Here is an 18,444-nt window from a genome sequence, read left to right as displayed (position 1 = left end):
GTGCAAGCGTTTGCCTAATCTTTTTACTTCCTTTTTTAACTCCATAGTTTCCTAACTTCCAATTTTTTATTATAATAGAGGTCAGAGGTAAAAAAATGAAAAAACAAGCTTTTAGTTCTGAACAATATTTGAATCTACAACGTGACCATATTTTAGAGCGTATCAATCAATTCGACGGCAAGCTCTATTTGGAATTCGGTGGAAAAATGTTAGAAGATTTCCACGCTGCTCGTGTCCTTCCTGGTTATGAGCCTGACAACAAAATCAAGCTCTTGCAGGAATTGAAAGAGCAGGTTGAGGTTGTGATTGCCATTAACGCTAGCAACATCGAACATTCCAAAGCCCGTGGCGATTTGGGTATTTCCTATGATCAAGAAGTCCTTCGTTTGATTGATAAATTCAATGAATTAGGGATTTTTGTCGGCTCTGTTGTCATCACACAGTACGCTGGCCAACCAGCTGCAGATGCCTTCCGCAACCAACTTGAGAAAAACGGGATTGATTCTTATCTTCATTATCCAATCAAAGGATATCCAACAGATATGGATCATATCATTTCTCCAGAAGGTATGGGGAAAAACGACTACATCAAAACAAGTCGTAACTTGATTGTCGTAACTGCTCCTGGACCCGGTTCTGGAAAATTGGCAACCTGTATGTCCAATATGTACCACGACCAAATCAATGGTATCAAGTCTGGTTACGCTAAATTTGAAACCTTCCCGGTCTGGAATCTTCCCCTTCATCACCCAGTCAACTTGGCCTACGAGGCTGCCACAGCTGACCTTGACGATGTCAACATGATTGACCCTTTCCATCTCCAAACCTATGGAGAAACCACTGTCAACTACAACCGTGATATCGAGATTTTCCCAGTGCTCAAGCGCATGTTGGAACGTATCCTTGGTAAATCTCCATACGCTTCTCCTACAGATATGGGTGTCAACATGGTTGGTTTCGCTATTACAGATGATGAAGCTGCTGTCGAAGCTTCTAAACAAGAAATCATTCGTCGCTACTATCAAACTGTACTTGACTTCAAGGCTGAAAAAGTTGGCGAAGCTGCTGTCAAGAAAATTGAGTTGCTCATGAATGACCTCGGCATCACACCTGCAGACCGCAAGGTTGCTGTCGCTGCTCGTCAAAAAGCAGAAGAAACTGGCGGACCAGCCCTAGCCCTTGAATTGCCAACTGGTGAAATCGTGACTGGTAAGAACTCAGAGCTCTTTGGCCCAACAGCCGCTGCTTTGATCAATGCTATCAAGAAATCAGCTGACATTGATAAAGAAGTAAAACTCATCGAACCTGAACTTGTCAAACCAATCCAAGGTCTTAAAATCGATCATCTAGGTAGCCGCAACCCACGCCTACATTCAAATGAAATCTTGATTGCACTGGCTATCACAGCTACAGAAAATCCTGATGCTGCCCGCGCTATGGAAGAGCTTGGCAACCTCAAAGGAAGCGAAGCCCACTCAACCATCATCTTGACAGATGAAGACAAGAATGTCCTTCGCAAATTGGGTATCAACGTAACCTTTGACCCTTATTACCAATACGATCGCTTGTATCGTAAGTAAAGATTTGAACCTCTCCACTCTCGGAGAGGTTTTCTCTCTGTCTCAGGAGCCAGCTTTGTGTTATAATGAAAGAAGAAAACTGAAAGGATTTACCATGTCAAAAGAAGTTATTGTTGAAAGTTTTGAACTTGACCACACTATTGTTAAAGCACCCTATGTTCGCTTGATTGGGGAAGAAACAGGACCAAAAGGAGACATCATCTCCAATTATGATATTCGCTTGGTGCAACCAAACGAAGACTCGATCCCTACTGCTGGCCTTCACACTATTGAGCACCTCTTGGCCAAACTCATCCGTACCCGCATTGACGGTATGATTGACTGTTCACCATTTGGATGCCGCACAGGCTTCCATATGATTATGTGGGGACGCCATACCAGCGCCGAGATTGCAGCTGTTATCAAGGATTCGCTCAAGGAAATCGCTGAAACTACTACTTGGGAAGATGTTCCAGGGACAACCATCGAATCTTGCGGAAACTACAAGGACCACAGCCTCTTCTCTGCTAAAGAATGGGCTAAACTCATCCTTGAACAAGGGATTTCAGACGATGCTTTTGAGCGTCATGTGATCTAAACACAAAAAAGGAACCAGTTTTTCAGCTGGCTCCTTCTTTTTTATGCTCAAAATCTCTAGTTAAGCTTTCTCACGAATAACCAAACCACCGTCTTCCATATCTGCTTCTAGGTGTTTGGCATCTAGGTGATCCAAGTGGAAGTCTGTGACTTTGTCACGGATTTGTTGTTCAACCACACGACGGAGTGGACGAACACCCATGACTTCATCGTAGCCTTCTTCTGTGATATAGTCTTTAGCCGCTTGACTAACTGCTAAATCAATGTCTTTCTTAGCCAAGGTTTGGTTGACTTCAGCCAGCATCAAGTCCACAATTTTAGAAAGGTCTTCCTTAGTCAAGTGTGAGAACTCAATGACTGCGTTAAAGCGGTTGAGGAACTCTGGACGGAAGAATGGTTTCAAACGGTCCATCAATTCTGGTTTGTCCGCATCTTCTGTCAAGTTAGCTTCGTAACCAAAGCCTGCGTTTGAAGTTGCGATAATGACAGTGTTCTTAAAGTTCACGGTATTTCCTTGACCATCAGTCAAACGACCATCATCCAATACTTGGAGGAGAAGGGTGATTACTTGAGGATCAGCCTTTTCGATTTCGTCCAAGAGAATGATAGAGTAAGGATTGCGACGAACACGTTCTGTTAAGGTATTGCTATTGTCATCATAACCCACATAGCCTGCTGTTGTACCAATTAGCTTAGAAACAGCTGTGCGGTCACTGTATTCAGACATATCCAAACGGATGATGGCATCCTTGGTTCCAAACATATCTAGCGCCAATTGCTTAGCAAGTTCTGTCTTACCAACCCCAGTTGGTCCTACAAAGAGGAAGCTACCGATTGGGCGATTACCTTCATCAAAACCAGCACGGTTACGACGGATAGCACGGGCTACAGCTTCAACTGCCTTATCTTGACCGATTACCTTATCTTGCAGACGATGAGCCATATCTTTCAAACGTTCGATATCAGATGCTCCCATTTGTGACACTGGAATACCGGTCATTCGTTCTACAGACTCAGCCACATCGTTGACACTTGCAGTCACTTTCATATCTTCTGTGTGGTTTTCGATTTTCTTTTCCAATTCTGCGATACGTGTTTTATAGTTTAGAGCTGCTTCAAAATCTTCTGCCTCAACTGCTTTTTCTTGCTTGTCTTTTTCTACCTCAATTTCACGTTCAACAGCATGCACATCTGTTACAGGATGTTGAGCCGCCAAGTGAGCTGCTGTAACATCGACAAGGTCGATAGCCTTATCTGGCAAGCTACGTTGAGGAATATACTGAACAGAATAATCCACCGCTGCTTTCAAAACTTCGTCTGGCAAGATGACATTATGGTGTTGTTGATAGAGGTCACGAATTCCTTGAAGAATTTTATATGTATCCTCTGCTGAAGGAGCATTGACCTTGACTTCGTTGAAACGACGAGCAAGAGCTGCATTCTTCAAGATAGTGTTACGGTATTCATCTTGAGTCGTTGCCCCAATAACAGTCAATTCACCACGAGAGAGAGCTGGCTTGAGAATATCCGCAAGCCCTTTAGAACCACTATCTCCACCAGTGCTACCAGCACCAAGAATTTGATGAATTTCATCAAAGAAGAGGATAATATTCCCTGCTTCTTTTACTTCATTGACTAAGTTTTGAACGTTTTCTTCAAAGCTACCACGGTACTGAGTACCAGCCTCAAGACCTGAAATATCAATAGAAATGATTTCCTTGTTCTTAATGGCGGCTGGAACATCTCCATTTACAATGGCTTGTGCTAGACCTTCTACAACTGCTGTCTTACCAACACCTGCATCTCCGACCAAAACAGGATTGTTTTTGGTACGACGTGAGAGGATTTCAGATGTTTCTTGAATTTCCTTGTTTCGTCCGATAACAGGATCCAACTTTCCTTCACGCGCTTCTGCTGTCAAGTTACGACCGAGTTTAGCAAGGACACCATCTTGTTTCATACCTGAAGCCTGTTGTTGCATTTGTCCATCAGTTTCTGCATTTCCTGGCAATTGACCAGTCGCACGATAGTGAGCAAATTCCTCAGGTGTCACTTCACGACCATTAATCAAGTAGCGACGATTTTCAGAACTGTATCCTCGCATACCACCCATCAATTGGTTAAATAAATCGTCCATGTTGTTAAAATTATTAAAGTTGTTGTTCATATTCTTTACCTCTTTTTGTTTACTTAATTATAATTACTGATATTGACTATCTTTGACCTTTGTCTTAAAAAATTTAGACTAGCTAAATCGCTACCCTACGTACTATTTCTGGTTTTTCTTTTTCAAGCAGGAGTAGACTATCTTTACTTCTGAAGATTTCTAGATTAAACATAGACCCACCTCTTTCTATTTTACTTTAAATAAGTGTTCACGTAAGGCTTTCATTTACCTTACGTTCATAATATACTACATTAGTCAGAAAAGGTCAATAGATTTGACTTTAATTGACCAATATTTTTTAGAATGCAAAAACACCCTGAAATATCAGGGTGCCATTCTTACATCAAATATAAAATTGCTAGGGTCAGGAGACTTGCTAGAAGTCCCACTCCCCAAAAGAAGAAGTCAACCTTCCACTCGCTCCAAGGATTTCCTTTACCAGAAAATCCTCCAAGTTCAAAATGGTGATGCACAGGCGTCATACGGAAAATACGTTTGCCACCAGTCATTTTGAAATAACCGACTTGCATCATGACCGAAGTTGTTTCAAAGACATAAACAATTCCGATAATCAAGAGAGTCCATTCTTGGTGGAGGGCCATAGAGATAGCTGCCAGCATTCCACCGAGAGCCAAACTTCCCACATCCCCCATAAAGACCTTGGCAGGCTTATGGTTAAAGACAAAGAAGCCGAGCAAGCCACCAATCATGGCCAGAATCACCAGAAGAATATCCATCTGGCCTTGCACATAGGCAATAGCTCCATATGCAGACAAACTAATCACGACTGAAATACTAGCCAGACCATCAATTCCGTCTGTCAAGTTGACTGCGTTTGAAAAACCAACTAGCCAGAAAAGGGCGAAGACAATATAGAAAATCCCTAGATGCACTTGGTAGCCAAAGACTGAAAGCATATCACCACCGCGCTCATAGAAAAGGTAGAAAACGACACCACCTAGAAGCTGAAGTGCCAATTTTTGCTTAGGATTCAGCCCCTCATTGATTTTACGAAAGACCTTGAGGAAGTCATCTAAAAATCCGATTAAACCATAAAGAACCAAGATGAACAAAATCATTCCCACATTATTGCTGAGTTGGTTACTAAATAAGGCAAGCAAGAAGGCAACTAAAACAGAAGCAATTAAGAAAACCAAACCTCCCATTGTAGGAGTCCCAGCTTTTGCCTGGTGCTGTTTGACATCCTCATGCATCTGCTGACCTGTAATTTGCGCCTTTCGATAAAATTGGATAAAGGCCGGAATTCCTACTAAAGTTAGTAAAAATGTCACAATTCCAGCACTGATGGAAATAAACATATTAGTCTCCTAAAGTTAATTTAATTTTTTTAATGTTTTTGATAGCTGTATTGGTCCGAACATCTTGCTTTTGAACAACGGAACCTGAGCCTTCAAATTCTAATTTAATATCTAACCATTTGGCAAAGGTCTCAGCAGTCTCTTTTTTCCAACCATACATGTCTGGAATTTCTTCTACCTTATCAGATAAAAGGAGAACTTGTTGGTTAGGTGCTAGATTTTTTCCTTCTTCTACAGAAGACTCTTTAATCTTTGTTCCAGTACCCACAACGATTGGTTGAACAAGGTTACGTCGTAATTCCTCTGCTAAATCACCCGGCGTGTAATCCTTAGTTGCAGGCATTGCATAACTTGTAGTCTTACTAAACTGCTCCAAATTCTTAGCAGTTGACTGAAGATTGAGTGATTCTTTCATAGCTGAGGCTCTTTCAAGAATTGGATTGGCAAACTCTCCAAGTTGAATACCTGAATAATGCTCAGGTTGTTGAACAGTCACATAGAGGATAAAGTCAGGATTTTCCGCTGGGTGCATAGAAACAACTGAGAAAATGTAGTTTGTTGAACCTGTAAGATAACCACCATTTTTCTCATCTGCAATCTGCGCAGTCCCTGATTTAAGGGCCACATTCTGACCCGGAACATTGACAGTTGCCTTGCCTGTACTATGATTATACATAGTTCCATATGTAGGGTCTGTTCCAACCATAACCATGTGGTCACGCGTGACTGATGCCGCTTCTTTCGATACAGGATTTCCGACAACCTCTTTTTGAGATTTACGAACAGATTGGTCATTAGGGTCATAAAGGGCACTGATAAATTTCGGCTCTAACATAACACCATCATTGGCAATGGCTGTAAAAGCACGTAGCATCTGGGTCTGCGTTACAGAAATCCCCTGACCAAATGCACTCATGGCAATATTGACAATATTATCTGCAGGCAATTGACCTGTATACTCATCAGTCAGACCAAAACGCGTCGGCACCCCAAACTTAAAGCGATTGAGATAATCCAGCCAAGTCGCATCTCCCATTTTCTGCTCGAGCAAGGTCATCCCGATATTACTAGAGTGGGCAAAACCTTGAGAAAAGGTCATTGTTCCACCACTCGTCAAACCTTCGTTAACGTCCCAGTCTCGAATGGTTGCATCTGCTATTTTTAATTCACTGCTATTGAAGTATTCTCCACCTGGGAAAGTATTATTATCAATAGATGATGCTAGCGTCATGACCTTCATAGTTGATCCTGGTTCATAGTTACTTTGATAAAGAATATCACGCCAAACAAAGTCCTTGGTGATTCCTTCTTTAGTATCTGCATTAAAGGTAGGGCGTTGGGTCGTGGCGAGGATTTCACCGGTCTTTGCACTGACCAAGGTCGCGGTCATATACTTACCTTTTACTTTTTCTAGAAAGGCATCCATCTGAGTTTCCATGAAAGATTGGAGTGGGCTAGACAGTGTTGTATAAACATCCTTGCCATCCACAGTTTGTTGCGACACCTGTTCTGTACCTGGTACGATATTTCCTACACGGTCTTTTTCATAGGTAATAATACCGTCTGTCCCAGCAAGAATGGTATTTAAAGAACTCTCCAAACCAGAAGTTCCTAACAAACTCTTACTGCCGTCCTCATTTTCATGAAGTTGGGCTAAGCCAATAAAACTAGATGCAAATTGTCCATTTGGATAGCTTCTGTTAGGGCTAGTTGTAAAGTCAATCCCTTCCACACTAGCCTCTTTTAATTCTTTTTTAATCGCCATCATATTGGCATAGGTAATCCCATTTCCTTTTGCACCAAAGGAAACCTGGGTCAGATTTGGTTGAGCCAGTTGTTCTTTCACATAAGCTTCATCCATATCCAAATACTTATGGAAGACTTCAGCTACCTTATTAAACTGCGAATCCTCTACATAAAGAATTTTACCTGTTGCTGACTTGTATTTTTTATCAATAACAGCATAGACGTTATAAGAGGTCGCATCTTCAGCGATAGGCACTCCATTTCGGTCATAGATAGTCCCACGTTTGGCAGGAACTGTTCGAGTTGTTTGGTGAACTTTTCTAGCCTCTTTTACCAAGTCAGTACCAAATATATTACCTTTTGCGATAATATACGCAAAATTGGCCAAAAAGAGGGCGAAAAGGGCAACAGCTACAAAGCTGAGGTACTTTCCAACTATCCTACGGTTTTTTGCTGGAGATTTACGATTTTTTATCGCAAATCGGGTTATTTTTTCTGTCCATTTCATATCTTACTCCGCTGTTCGGATATTTTCATTATTCAATTTCAAATCTTTTTTATCTGCAATCTCTTTCAAGCGCTCTGAACGAATCAATTCATTGACTTCCTGCTTAGCATCGTCCAGCTCTGTCTTCTTCTCCTCTATCTGCGCATTGATTTTTGTCAAATCACTTTGCACTTGCAAGAGCCGTGTCTGCATAAAGATAATGCTCACTGCTAAAACGAGAGCCGTAAAAGCGATGGAAAGATAAAAAGCCTTCTCCACACGTGAGAATTTTTTTATACGATTCTGCAAGAATTGACTGGTTGTTTCTTTCTTATCTACCATTTTTTCCTCTTACTTGTGAATTTTTCTGGCCACGCGCAACTTGGCTGAGTGCGAGCGGTTATTGGCTTCTAATTCTTCTGCACTTGGCAAGATTGGCTTACGGGATACCAATTCCATCTTGGGCTTGAGATCATCTGGGATGAAAGGTAAACCTTTGGGAACTTCAACCGTTGAAGCTTCCTTAAACAACTGTTTGGTCAAGCGGTCTTCCAAGGAATGAAAGGTAATCACTGAGATTCTACCATCTAAAGCCAACATATCCATAGCCTGCTGGATAGACTCATCTGCCGCTCCCAGCTCATCATTGACTTCAATTCGAATAGCCTGGAAAATCTGCTTGGCAGGATGGCCCTTCTTCTTGAGTTCCTTGGCAGGTTTGGCTGACTTGATAATTTCTGCCAATTCAGTCGTTGTCTCGATTGTCTTGATTTCACGTGCCTGTTCAATCTTACGCGCAATCTGTTTAGAGAATTTGTCCTCGCCATATTTGAAGAAAATACGGACCAAGTCATGATAGTCATAGTGGTTTACCACTTCATAGGCTGTCAGACTAGCATCCTGATTCATGCGCATGTCCAGTGGTGCATCCTTTTTATAAGAAAAACCACGCTCACGCTGGTCCAATTGAGGACTAGACACTCCTAGATCATAACAAATTCCATCAATTTCCTGAACACCAGCTTCGCGCAAACGTGCCTGTAAATGACGGAAGTTATCCTTGATAAAGGTCACCATTCCCTTTTCAATGTAAGGTGCCAAGCGTTTTTGCGCATTGTCAATGGCATTCTGGTCCTGGTCAAAGGCATAGAGATGGCCTTTTTCACTTAATTTACTTAATAAATATTCGCTATGGCCCGCTCCACCCAAAGTCGCATCAACGTAGATACCGTCAGGCTTTACGTCGAGCATATCAATCGTTTCGTGGAGTAAGACTGTTACATGATGAAATTCTTTTGTCATATCCTATCTATTTTACCACAAATCCGACTAGCTTGCACTAGTCAGACAAATAGGTCAAAAACAAGTAAGATTTCTTTAAGAAATATGTCAAATATGCTTGACATTCACTTCACAGAAGAATATAATGTAGTCAAATATATGCGACACAATTCAGAAAGGAGAACAGATGAATCGTGTGAAAGAATTTCGCAAGGAACTAGGCATTTCCCAGCTCGAGTTAGCCAAGGATATCGGTGTCTCGAGACAAACCATCAATATGATTGAAAACGACAAGTACAATCCAACCCTGGAACTCTGTCTCAATCTCGCCCGCAGCCTCCAAACTGACCTCAACAGTCTCTTTTGGGAGGAAGATTTTTGAAAAAGGAGCAAACTCATGAAAAAAGAAACCTTCACTGAAAAACTCATCAAACGCATATACGGAATTTCTGGCCCGCTTGACGAACACAAACGGCGCGAGGCTGATCGTATTGGTAATCAAGTCTTTATCATTCTCTTTTATCTGATGACATTTGGGAATCTCATCCCCTTCGTCCTCGCTTATAGATATCCCCAAGTAGTCGCAGTCGGATATCCAATCATTATCTTTCTGATTTCCATGATTTCTGCTCTCTATGTGCTCTCCCAAACCAAAAAAACAGGCATCACAGCTATTGATCCAGATATGCTAAGCGAGAAAGAAAGTAAGCAACTACACTACCCTGGTCTGAAAGCGGGTTTGTTTGTTGGTCTATTGATATTTTTTATAACACCTCTTCTCCATATACTGCTAGGTGAGAGCCAGGGCTATCTTCAGTCTCTTCTCGCTTTTAAAAATATTTCTTCAAGTATACTCCATTCTGTCTTCTTTGGAGTGGTTATACAGCTTATCATTTCCCGTCGCATTGAAAAAGCTAAGAAGGATCAAGATGAGGATGAGGATTAGGAGGTAGCCTATGAAATCACTAGTAACTTTACTTACCTATCATCTTTTGTTTGCTTCACTGCTTATCTTCATCATCGTTTCAGGGAACTTGCCAATCAGCGAGATACTCCTCCTTCTAGTCTTTATTCCAGCCCTCAACAAAGGACTGACTTATCTAAAAATTGACTCCCAAAAAACACGCATACTCAACTTAGCACTATGCTTTATGATTCTATCTTTGCCACAACTGATGCTCATCTCAATCAGCTGGAAATACTATTTACTGTTCACCATCGCAATCCTTTCTTCTATCACTTATCTTTATTATCTCTATCAATTCGTAAAAGAAAGTCAGTAAAACCGCTCATTTAGGAGGTTACTAACATGAAAAAAGAAGACTTAACCACTCGCCTACTTCGAAATCTCTTTCATATTCAAGGCCCTTTTGATGAATGCCGACAAGAGATTATCTACAAAGCCTGTGCCCGTTCCATGGTTCAAATCGTTTATTCTTCCTTCTTCCTCTTCTTGTTTTATCTGTTATTTGGACGCTTCATAGAGGCCGTTCGCTATGCCATGCCCTACGTTTACTCTGGACTCATTTTCTTCATTACCTTAAAAACTCAGAGAGCCGTCAAAGAACTCCATCTGGAAAAAGATGACAAGTCAGAAATCATCCTCAAAACCTACAGCAAAACTCAAATCAAATTTCGGAGTTGGATTGTGTTTATCGGTATTCAGATTGGTCTCTTTACCTTACTCATCTTTCATAAAGTCTTCGTTCAGCAGATGTCCCTTTCAGATTTTGGGAAGTTGCTCATGCAATTTGATAAAAGTGTTCCTCTCCTGATGTATGGCCTGATTATCGGTAGCATTTTTGGAACCCTGACCTACGGATTTCTATCACTGCAGGAGGAGAAAACTCCTAAAAATACCAAACAGAAGGAGAAGAGCAACCAATGACTTCGCTATATGATTTTTCAGTTTTGAACCAAGACAATCAAGAAACTCCACTAGATGCCTATCGTGGGAAGATTCTCTTGGTTGTCAACACTGCTACTGGATGCGGTTTGACACCCCAGTACCAAGGTCTCCAAGAACTCTATGACCGCTATCAAGACCAAGGTTTTGAGATTTTAGACTTCCCTTGCAATCAGTTTATGGGACAAGCACCAGGCAGTGCAGAAGAAATCAACACCTTCTGTAGTCTACATTACCAGACCAGCTTCCCACGTTTTGCCAAAATCAAGGTCAACGGTAAGGAAGCAGACCCTCTCTATGTTTGGTTGAAAGAACAAAAATCTGGCCCACTGGGAAAACGAGTCGAATGGAATTTCGCTAAGTTTCTCATTGGTCGTGATGGGCAGGTCTTTGAACGCTTCTCTTCAAAAACAGACCCAAAACAAATTGAAGAGGCGATACAAAAACTACTATAATTTCACAATCTCACTATTATTAGTTCTCCTTTAGCCTAAGAATAGTGGGATTTTTTGATGGGCTTTGACTTGAATAGAAAAACACCCCATGATATGAGCCATGAAGTGTTGTAAAAATGATACATTTACAGCAGACTCCCCTCTACTGACTACTATTTTTAACCCCAGCATATACATAGGTCCTATTTCTAGGACACGCTTTTTCCGTTACCACCCTAAAATAAAAGCTATGCTCCCGCCCATCCTTGGCATTTTCCTTGTTTAAGACAAAGTAGTTTTTCTGATTCATCGCCATGGTTCGTAGGATGTCATCAATCAAAAAAGTCAAGGGTACGTTCATGGCAGAATATTTTTGAAAATCCTCTTCAAAACGAATATAGTCATCTGAAAAATAATCCATCTGCAGTTTGTTTTCATACAGCTCTTTTCTAGTCATAAACTCCCTCCTCCCACAGTCGAATTTCTAGGATATCTGCAACCTCTATCAACCTATATCCCTCGTTTGTCCTAATAGATAGAGTCTGATGTGATAACTCTCTCACCACACCGATGATAGTCGCCTTCTGCTTCTTTTCCTTGACCACAAAACTCCCCTTAAGTTGGCCAACATAAAGCTGAGAAAGCAAGTGCAACTTCTCATCTGGAGTCAAATCCGTCGAAAAATCAACACGGCTTTTTTCTTCACTGAGCGAACTGGTGTGTTCTGAAAGGTAAAATCCCATCCACTTCTGCATACCTGGATCTTGATAATATCGCGCGGATTGAAAAGGTAAATAAGAACGATCAATCATTGTAATCCATCTAATCCTCCAGCAGAATGTCCCCCAATCAGCTTGCTTCTGGCAAGACTCCTAGAGGCTTCTTCCAGTGCATTGGCTCTTAAAAGAGAAGTGAAACCAAATTGTTCCCGAATGGAGTCAATGGCCGTCTGGAGCCTTTCTTCTTTTTCTAGCTTGTCAACATCATCAAAGAGAGATATCAAACCAAAGGGCTCGTCTACAAAGCCTGAATAGTTTACACCGACACTTCTGACTGCTCCAGAAGTGTATTTGTTATGAAATAACTTCAAAACATAATTCGTTAAGACAGCTGTATTATTGGTCGGTTCGACCTTCATTTGTGTGTGAATAGACGACCTGACCTCCTGTTTAGAGAAACCGACATAGATAGAGACAAGGGTTGTTTTCTTGCCAGACCTTCTCAATCTAATAGCCACCTGCTCCGCCATTTCTCGAAGAATAATTTCAATATCCCGTAGCTTCACGTAGTCTCTCGGCAAGATTTGAGAATTCCCCAAGCCCTTGGATTTGGCTTTATAAGGCTTATGAACATTGCTCTCATCAATTCCGTTAGCATGAAACCACAAACGAAGACCAGCCTGACCCAGAGCTTTTTTTAGCTGGTCAGGATTGCTGGTTGCCAATTCCTTGATGGAAAAAATCCCCAGAGCATGCAAGCGTTTCTCCATCCGCCTGCCAATTCCCCAAAAGTCGGTCATCTTGGGAATGAACCAGACCTTCTCTTCCACATCCTGGTAAGACCAGTTGGCCCTCATGGTCGGAGTGTGCTTGGCTTCATTATCCAGAGCCAACTTGGCCAGTAAGGGATTGGCATTTGACATACCTACTGTAGAGTAGATCCCTGTCTGCCTCCAAATATCCCTCTGAATACGAGCAGAAAGCATATCCAGCTTGTCTTTGCGAGAGAGACTCTTATCTGGGATAAAATAGTTGAGCGAACTAGTCAGGTCAATAAAGCCCTCATCGATAGAGTAAGGATAAATATCATCTGGACTGCCATAGTTTTGAAAGATTCGCTGGATTTCCATATTGACTGCAATGTACTCGTCCATTCGAGGAGGGACAATCAAGGTCACTTGAGCCCAATCTTCGATGTAACGAACATAGTCCGAGTCAGTCGGTAAACCTTGCTTTCGAGCATTGTAATAAGAAAATTTGCGCGTTTTGATATCAAAAGGCAGATCATAGGCCCGACCAACATTTGACTTGCCAAAAATCTTCTTAAACATGGGAGAGGAGGCTAGGATAAGACCAGTCGAATTATCCGCGCGACTCATGACACAAAGCGAAGTCTTCAGCGGATGCAAGCCCCGTTTCACACACTCAACGCTGGCATAAAAGGATTTCATATCGACAAAGGCAATATCGCTTTTTGGCTCTCTGGAATAATCAAAGTAGCCCATAGGCTAACCCTCCATCGGCACAAAATTCCCAACGATAATCCCTACAATCCGAGGATCTTCCTCATAGGAAATGAAAATGTCCTTGTATTTAGGATTGATCGAAACCAGACGCAAGCCATCTTCCTCACGATAAACCCGTTTGATATAGGTTTGGTTGTTACAAACCACTGCATAAACTGCCCCATCATAGTCAAATCCTGTCTCTCGAATCAGAGCCACTGAACCATTTTGATATTTAGGTTCCATAGAGTCCCCAGATACCCAAGACGCAAAATCATGGGCCAACTCCTCATTAAAGTAAACCGTATCAAAATTCCTGTCATCGTAGACCGACGCCCCAATCCCTGCTGACATGCGTTCGTAGACACGGTACTCGTAGAGGCGCTCTGGCATGGTCGTCACCTTCTGTCCTTGTTCTTCTTGAGCCAGATTGCGAGCATAGAGAACAACCTTTTCCTTCCCTTTGTTAGATAAGCTATTATAAAGACGTACAATCTCAATCTGAGTAAAATATCCTTTGGGTACCTTTAAAATATTCTCTAACTGGAACACCTTCTCCTTGGACGGTTCCTTGACTCCACGTTCCCAAGCTGAGTAAGCCTGAAAACTAATCCCAAGTTGCTCTGCAATTTCCTTCTGTGTCAGTTTTAACTCTTTCCTCCGAGCCTTTAATTTTTCTGGCTGATACATACTTCACCTCCTAGTATAGAACCTTATCTTAAATGATTTTCCTTAGAAAAGCTAATCTTTAGTTGAGTCACTTTTAAAACTCAACCAATTTGGTTTAGTTTTATTATATAAAAAAAGTAGACAAATGTCCACTAGGAAAAGCAGAAACATCGTGAGTTTTATACTCAATGAAAATCAAAGAGCAAACTAGGAAACTAGCCGCAGGCTGTACTTGAGTACGGCAAGGCGACGTTGACGCGGTTTGAATTTGATTTTCGAAGAGTATTAATCAAACTAAAAGGACCTAGCCCTATACAATACAGAACTAAATCCTTTGAATAAATAATTGATCTAACTCTTAAAATTCCTACAGAAATTCCAGTTTTTCTCTATTTGATACCAGACATTAGTTTTTCAATACGTGGAACGTAGAAGAGTAAGATAATACCGAATACAATCGTAATTCCTCCAACAATTCCATAGTAAGCCACTTCAGTTTCGCTTGTATAAAATTTTACAATTTGAGCATTGATAGCTTGGGCAGCTGCATTACTCAAGAACCAGATAGACATCATTTGTGCTTGGAAGGATTTTGGTGCTAACTTAGTAGTGACTGATAGACCAATCGGCGAAATCAGCATTTCCCCTACAATCACAATAGCCCAACTCATAATCAACCAGAGAGGACTGACCTTAACATCTGTCCCAAAGAGCATCCCTGGTAACATCATCCACAAGAAGGATAAACCTGCAGCAAATAAACCGTAAGCAAATTTCTTAGCAGAGGATGGTTGCTTTTTACCCATTTTCCCCCACAACCATGCAAAAATCGGCACATAAATCATAATGAAAAGTGGATTGATACTTTGAGAAATCACCTTTAAAAATTTGCTCTTGTTTAGTTTAAAAAATATTTCAAAACTTGAAACTTACTTATCTTATCCTCTCCTCTTCAGTAAACAAAAAACATCCCTATGCCAAACTTGTAATTACTAAAATACAAGCCAATAAGCATAGAGATGTAAAACTGTTACACATTAAATAATAGAAATTGTGTACGAAATGTCTCAATTAGTTTTCATTAGTAAATATCACTTCCAACAAACGCCCTCTCAATTCCTTATCCTGATGATGCAAGATATTCATTAAGTCATGAGAATTTTTGGCATTGATGAATTGATTTAATAATCTATCTTTTAATTCATATGGAAGAGAAGCTGTCTTTAGTAGTCTAAAAACTTCATCATTTAAAGATATTGTTTTATTATCTTTACATTCAAATCTAGCTGTATCATTCTTATTTGGCAATTCAATTATAGACACATTCGTTCCTTTAAAATGAATTCTATGCCTTCTATTGCTTGGAACGATACTAGAATCTCCTTGTAATGCTAACTCTAGCATTCCCATTTCCCAATCGATTGATAATCTTGTTTTATATCTTTGACCATTTTGATCTTCAATTATTTCAAAAGAATGTTGTTTGCCTGGGAATACATACCAATCTACAACTTCAGGTAAATCAACACCCATATCTATCTCAGAACCAACCAAGGGAATGATTGCACCACTTTTTGCAAACACAGGCATCGTCGAAATGTCTCTATAAACACTTAACTTCACACCACCTGTGTACTTTTTCTCTGAAAAGAAGTCATACCATTCACCTTCAGGGAACCATACATCTACTTTTGCAGATTGGAATGCCAAATCCATCTTTTCTACAATGGGAGCCACCATCAGTTCTGTTCCAAAAAAGTATTGATTTGAAACATTATAGCTCTCATCATTCTCTGGGTAGAAATAATACATTGGACTAATTAATGGGGAACCTTCTTCATGTGTCTTTACATTCATGGTATATAGATATGGAATCATCTGATGCCTCAAACGAAGGTATTTCTTCATAATCTTAGATGTTGTTTCTGAAAAAAACCAAGGTTCTTTACTATTAAAGGGACTTCTAGAACTATGTAATCGAGTTATCGGACTAAAAACGCCAAACTGTAGCCATCTAGTTTGTAGCTCTTCGTCATAATTCCCCAGCATGTGTCCACCGATATCATGGCTCCACCAACTATAACCGATATTTGATGCTGTCGCTGTAAAATAAGGTTGAAATCTTAAGGAATTCCAACTAATTATAGTATCCCCTGAAAAACCAACAGGGTATCGGTGACTACCCGGCCCTGCATATCTTGATAAAATCAAACCACCTTCTGCATTTTTACAACTATCCTGATAATGATAATGGTTTAAAAGCCACAGTGGATCCAACATGCCTTGTGTCCCTTGTTGCCAGTCAATCCACCAAAAATCTACTCCTTGCTTTTCTAACTTATAATGAACATCTTTAAAGTAGGATTCTCTAAAAGATGGATTAAAAAAATCAAAAATAGCAGGTTCCTCTAATTCTACATTTAATCCCAATCGTTTTGCGACCCGAGGATAAGCTTCTTCATAGGCTCGTATACCATCAGCAGGATGGACATTTAAGGAGAGTTTTAACTTTCTATCATGAAGTTGTTGCAATAACTGTTCTGGATTAGGTATTAAGTTTTTATTCCAACTATATCCTGTCCACCCACTTCCAAAACGGGCTGGAATGTCAGTTATATGCCAATCCATATCTAACACACCGATAGATAATGGAATTTTCTCTGTTTTAAATCTGTCTATTAAATTCAAGTATTCATCTGACGTATATGGCCAATACCTACTCCACCAATTTCCTAAAGCATATCGTGGCAACAAGGGTGTTGAACCAGTCAAATGGTAAAAGTCTCTGATTGCTCCTCTATAATCATGCCCATAGGCAAAGAAATAGAGGTCAATTTGAATTTCTCTCTCAATATAACCAGACTGTTCATCCCAAATAAATCCTTGAGAATCATCCAATAAGGCTATACCATTTCGGCTAATAATTCCATCTTCTAATGGGATTGAGCCATCTGCCTTATCCAGAGTCCGAGCTGTTCCTTTTAACGTTTCAATAGATTCACCAAAATACCAGCGACTACCATATACGGCAAAATTTCCTTTTAATTCTATAAATAAATTTTCGGGGTTAAATTCTCCTTTATTAAAGTGCAGATGAAAATAGTCCGTCATAATATCTAGTACGTTTGATGTCTCTATATAATCTAACGAAACTTGACCAAAATCTCTATTATAGATAAGTTGTGTCGTTCTATCCTCAAAACTTCCAGTTTGAGAGTATTCTAACCTTACTAACTTGTCTGTTAATACAGAGATTCGATAAAACTCTCCCTTAAAAATTTTCAATTTGTTTCCCTCCTTTTATTAAATCTCTTTACTTTATCAAACATTTTATTCGTTACCATTACATTCATCAATCCACAAAAAGCAAATCCTCCAAATGTAAATACGTAAATAGCTGTTAAAACTCGTTCTGGACTACTAAAACTCATATACAGTACAGAAATATTAAATAAAACCAACATGATAGCTTGTATTGGATTTAAAATACAAATTAATACGCTATTTACAATACTATTTTTTAGATTATCTTTAAATAGACCAATATAGGGAAAAACAACACTCATAAAAAGTATTATAACAAATAAAAAGGGCAACACTAACAATAAACTATACTCTGAAAATAAACTTGAATAGCCCCAAAGACAATAGTTCACATATAAAAGTAATTCTATTAGGAGGATAAACAACCAAATAAAGGTTGATTGTTTTAAATTTTGTCTAAAGATCCGAAAATAATGATAAGCAATATCGGTATCTTTACCTTTTAAAATACGATACCACATTGTCGTAAGAGAAGTTAGTGATGCCCCAATTGTAACTATTGGAATACAACTAACAATAAATAGAGTATTTAAAATAATTAAATCTGTCAAAAAAGTTAAAATTCTAACCATTTTTCCATCTAATGAAAATAATTTTTGCATAATAGATATCTCCATAAAATCGATTGCCTTAACTCTATATTTTATAATGTCAGTTGTACAAAAATATTACCTAAATTATTTAAAAAACATTTCCAAATTTCTTTAAAAATTAGAATAAAGGAAGCGAGA

At 39.9% G+C, this 18,444-nt stretch carries 18 protein-coding genes and 1 pseudogene; 7 read left to right on the top strand and 12 right to left on the bottom strand.

Features of this window, described 5'->3' with window-relative positions:
- Positions 1 to 95: 95 nt before the first annotated feature.
- Together F9B91_RS06715 and F9B91_RS06710 are read left to right on the top strand one after the other, a co-directional pair.
- Complete coding sequence (locus tag F9B91_RS06715; RefSeq protein WP_150922788.1) at positions 96 to 1,580, top strand: DUF1846 domain-containing protein; 1,485 nt, start codon at positions 96 to 98, stop codon at positions 1,578 to 1,580.
- 94 nt (positions 1,581 to 1,674) lie between these two features.
- Positions 1,675 to 2,157: an S-ribosylhomocysteine lyase gene (locus F9B91_RS06710; protein WP_000032547.1), complete on the top strand. Its 483-nt coding sequence runs from the start codon at positions 1,675 to 1,677 to the stop codon at positions 2,155 to 2,157.
- A 60-nt stretch (positions 2,158 to 2,217) separates the two neighbouring features.
- On the opposite strand, the gene F9B91_RS06705 is transcribed toward F9B91_RS06710, so the two are convergent.
- The 5 genes from F9B91_RS06705 to rsmH all read right to left on the bottom strand — a co-directional run bounded on the left by F9B91_RS06705 (position 2,218) and on the right by rsmH (position 9,177).
- The gene (locus F9B91_RS06705) at positions 2,218 to 4,323 is read right to left on the bottom strand and encodes an ATP-dependent Clp protease ATP-binding subunit (protein WP_150922787.1); all 2,106 of its coding nucleotides are present in this window, start codon (positions 4,321 to 4,323) and stop codon (positions 2,218 to 2,220) included.
- Between the two features lie 338 nt (positions 4,324 to 4,661).
- Positions 4,662 to 5,642 (bottom strand): phospho-N-acetylmuramoyl-pentapeptide-transferase, encoded by a 981-nt coding sequence (mraY, locus tag F9B91_RS06700; protein WP_150922786.1) that lies wholly within the window; start codon positions 5,640 to 5,642, stop codon positions 4,662 to 4,664.
- Between the two features lies 1 nt (position 5,643).
- On the bottom strand, positions 5,644 to 7,896 hold the full coding sequence (pbp2X, locus tag F9B91_RS06695; protein ID WP_150922785.1) for a penicillin-binding protein PBP2X: 2,253 nt from the start codon (positions 7,894 to 7,896) through the stop codon (positions 5,644 to 5,646).
- A 3-nt stretch (positions 7,897 to 7,899) separates the two neighbouring features.
- Positions 7,900 to 8,217: a cell division protein FtsL gene (ftsL, locus tag F9B91_RS06690; RefSeq protein ID WP_000227824.1), complete on the bottom strand. Its 318-nt coding sequence runs from the start codon at positions 8,215 to 8,217 to the stop codon at positions 7,900 to 7,902.
- Positions 8,218 to 8,226: 9 nt separating this feature from the next.
- A complete protein-coding gene (gene rsmH, locus F9B91_RS06685; protein WP_150922784.1) occupies positions 8,227 to 9,177 on the bottom strand; it encodes a 16S rRNA (cytosine(1402)-N(4))-methyltransferase RsmH in 951 nt (316 codons plus the stop codon).
- A 166-nt stretch (positions 9,178 to 9,343) separates the two neighbouring features.
- Here rsmH and F9B91_RS06680 point away from each other — a divergent pair, with 166 nt between their 5' ends.
- Genes F9B91_RS06680 through F9B91_RS06660 form a run of 5 tightly spaced genes read left to right on the top strand, consistent with a single transcriptional unit; the run spans position 9,344 to position 11,517 of the window.
- Positions 9,344 to 9,538 (top strand): helix-turn-helix transcriptional regulator, encoded by a 195-nt coding sequence (locus tag F9B91_RS06680; RefSeq protein ID WP_001082472.1) that lies wholly within the window; start codon positions 9,344 to 9,346, stop codon positions 9,536 to 9,538.
- Positions 9,539 to 9,553: 15 nt separating this feature from the next.
- Positions 9,554 to 10,102, top strand: coding sequence for a DUF3278 domain-containing protein (locus tag F9B91_RS06675; protein ID WP_150922783.1), 549 nt, complete (start codon positions 9,554 to 9,556; stop codon positions 10,100 to 10,102).
- Positions 10,103 to 10,112: 10 nt separating this feature from the next.
- Positions 10,113 to 10,439, top strand: coding sequence for a hypothetical protein (locus F9B91_RS06670; protein ID WP_150922782.1), 327 nt, complete (start codon positions 10,113 to 10,115; stop codon positions 10,437 to 10,439).
- Between the two features lie 26 nt (positions 10,440 to 10,465).
- Positions 10,466 to 11,044, top strand: a complete 579-nt coding sequence (locus F9B91_RS06665; protein WP_150922781.1) for a DUF3278 domain-containing protein — start codon at positions 10,466 to 10,468, stop codon at positions 11,042 to 11,044.
- Positions 11,041 to 11,517: a glutathione peroxidase gene (locus F9B91_RS06660; protein WP_150922780.1), complete on the top strand. Its 477-nt coding sequence runs from the start codon at positions 11,041 to 11,043 to the stop codon at positions 11,515 to 11,517. Before F9B91_RS06665 ends, F9B91_RS06660 begins: the two co-directional genes overlap by 4 nt.
- A gap of 142 nt (positions 11,518 to 11,659) precedes the next feature.
- On the opposite strand, the gene F9B91_RS06655 is transcribed toward F9B91_RS06660, so the two are convergent.
- The 7 genes and pseudogenes from F9B91_RS06655 to F9B91_RS06625 form a co-directional block, all read right to left on the bottom strand.
- Entirely contained in the window at positions 11,660 to 11,953 is a 294-nt protein-coding gene (locus F9B91_RS06655; protein WP_020903430.1) for a DUF5960 family protein, read from the bottom strand.
- Positions 11,946 to 12,308 (bottom strand): hypothetical protein, encoded by a 363-nt coding sequence (locus tag F9B91_RS06650; RefSeq protein ID WP_020903431.1) that lies wholly within the window; start codon positions 12,306 to 12,308, stop codon positions 11,946 to 11,948. The genes F9B91_RS06655 and F9B91_RS06650 overlap by 8 nt, the downstream gene beginning before the upstream one ends.
- Positions 12,305 to 13,720 carry a Y-family DNA polymerase gene (locus tag F9B91_RS06645; protein WP_150922779.1) on the bottom strand — a complete coding sequence of 472 codons (1,416 nt, stop codon included), beginning with the start codon at positions 13,718 to 13,720 and terminating at the stop codon, positions 12,305 to 12,307. The genes F9B91_RS06650 and F9B91_RS06645 overlap by 4 nt, the downstream gene beginning before the upstream one ends.
- A gap of 3 nt (positions 13,721 to 13,723) precedes the next feature.
- Entirely contained in the window at positions 13,724 to 14,410 is a 687-nt protein-coding gene (locus F9B91_RS06640) for an XRE family transcriptional regulator (protein WP_150922778.1), read from the bottom strand.
- 368 nt (positions 14,411 to 14,778) lie between these two features.
- A pseudogene (locus F9B91_RS06635) lies at positions 14,779 to 15,258 on the bottom strand (peptide ABC transporter permease); the annotation flags it as partial.
- 202 nt (positions 15,259 to 15,460) lie between these two features.
- On the bottom strand, positions 15,461 to 17,674 hold the full coding sequence (locus F9B91_RS06630; RefSeq protein ID WP_150922777.1) for a glycoside hydrolase family 31 protein: 2,214 nt from the start codon (positions 17,672 to 17,674) through the stop codon (positions 15,461 to 15,463).
- On the bottom strand, positions 17,671 to 18,315 hold the full coding sequence (locus tag F9B91_RS06625; protein WP_150922776.1) for a YesL family protein: 645 nt from the start codon (positions 18,313 to 18,315) through the stop codon (positions 17,671 to 17,673). The genes F9B91_RS06630 and F9B91_RS06625 overlap by 4 nt, the downstream gene beginning before the upstream one ends.
- Positions 18,316 to 18,444 lie beyond the last annotated feature (129 nt).

Source organism: Streptococcus mitis, from assembly GCF_008763935.1.
GTDB lineage: Bacteria > Bacillota > Bacilli > Lactobacillales > Streptococcaceae > Streptococcus > Streptococcus mitis_DB.
Note: the sequence above shows the minus strand (reverse complement) of the source record. Positions and strands in the feature narration are given on the sequence as shown.

What these genes read in the sequence shown, in the direction of transcription:
- F9B91_RS06715 (WP_150922788.1), top strand. Translation starts at nt 96, where the DNA reads ATGAAAAAACAAGCTTTTAGTTCTGAACAATATTTGAATCTACAACGT.
- F9B91_RS06710 (WP_000032547.1), top strand. Translation starts at nt 1,675, where the DNA reads ATGTCAAAAGAAGTTATTGTTGAAAGTTTTGAACTTGACCACACTATT.
- F9B91_RS06705 (WP_150922787.1), bottom strand. Translation starts at nt 4,323, where the DNA reads ATGAACAACAACTTTAATAATTTTAACAACATGGACGATTTATTTAAC.
- mraY (WP_150922786.1), bottom strand. Translation starts at nt 5,642, where the DNA reads ATGTTTATTTCCATCAGTGCTGGAATTGTGACATTTTTACTAACTTTA.
- pbp2X (WP_150922785.1), bottom strand. Translation starts at nt 7,896, where the DNA reads ATGAAATGGACAGAAAAAATAACCCGATTTGCGATAAAAAATCGTAAA.
- ftsL (WP_000227824.1), bottom strand. Translation starts at nt 8,217, where the DNA reads ATGGTAGATAAGAAAGAAACAACCAGTCAATTCTTGCAGAATCGTATA.
- rsmH (WP_150922784.1), bottom strand. Translation starts at nt 9,177, where the DNA reads ATGACAAAAGAATTTCATCATGTAACAGTCTTACTCCACGAAACGATT.
- F9B91_RS06680 (WP_001082472.1), top strand. Translation starts at nt 9,344, where the DNA reads ATGAATCGTGTGAAAGAATTTCGCAAGGAACTAGGCATTTCCCAGCTC.
- F9B91_RS06675 (WP_150922783.1), top strand. Translation starts at nt 9,554, where the DNA reads ATGAAAAAAGAAACCTTCACTGAAAAACTCATCAAACGCATATACGGA.
- F9B91_RS06670 (WP_150922782.1), top strand. Translation starts at nt 10,113, where the DNA reads ATGAAATCACTAGTAACTTTACTTACCTATCATCTTTTGTTTGCTTCA.
- F9B91_RS06665 (WP_150922781.1), top strand. Translation starts at nt 10,466, where the DNA reads ATGAAAAAAGAAGACTTAACCACTCGCCTACTTCGAAATCTCTTTCAT.
- F9B91_RS06660 (WP_150922780.1), top strand. Translation starts at nt 11,041, where the DNA reads ATGACTTCGCTATATGATTTTTCAGTTTTGAACCAAGACAATCAAGAA.
- F9B91_RS06655 (WP_020903430.1), bottom strand. Translation starts at nt 11,953, where the DNA reads ATGACTAGAAAAGAGCTGTATGAAAACAAACTGCAGATGGATTATTTT.
- F9B91_RS06650 (WP_020903431.1), bottom strand. Translation starts at nt 12,308, where the DNA reads ATGATTGATCGTTCTTATTTACCTTTTCAATCCGCGCGATATTATCAA.
- F9B91_RS06645 (WP_150922779.1), bottom strand. Translation starts at nt 13,720, where the DNA reads ATGGGCTACTTTGATTATTCCAGAGAGCCAAAAAGCGATATTGCCTTT.
- F9B91_RS06640 (WP_150922778.1), bottom strand. Translation starts at nt 14,410, where the DNA reads ATGTATCAGCCAGAAAAATTAAAGGCTCGGAGGAAAGAGTTAAAACTG.
- F9B91_RS06625 (WP_150922776.1), bottom strand. Translation starts at nt 18,315, where the DNA reads ATGCAAAAATTATTTTCATTAGATGGAAAAATGGTTAGAATTTTAACT.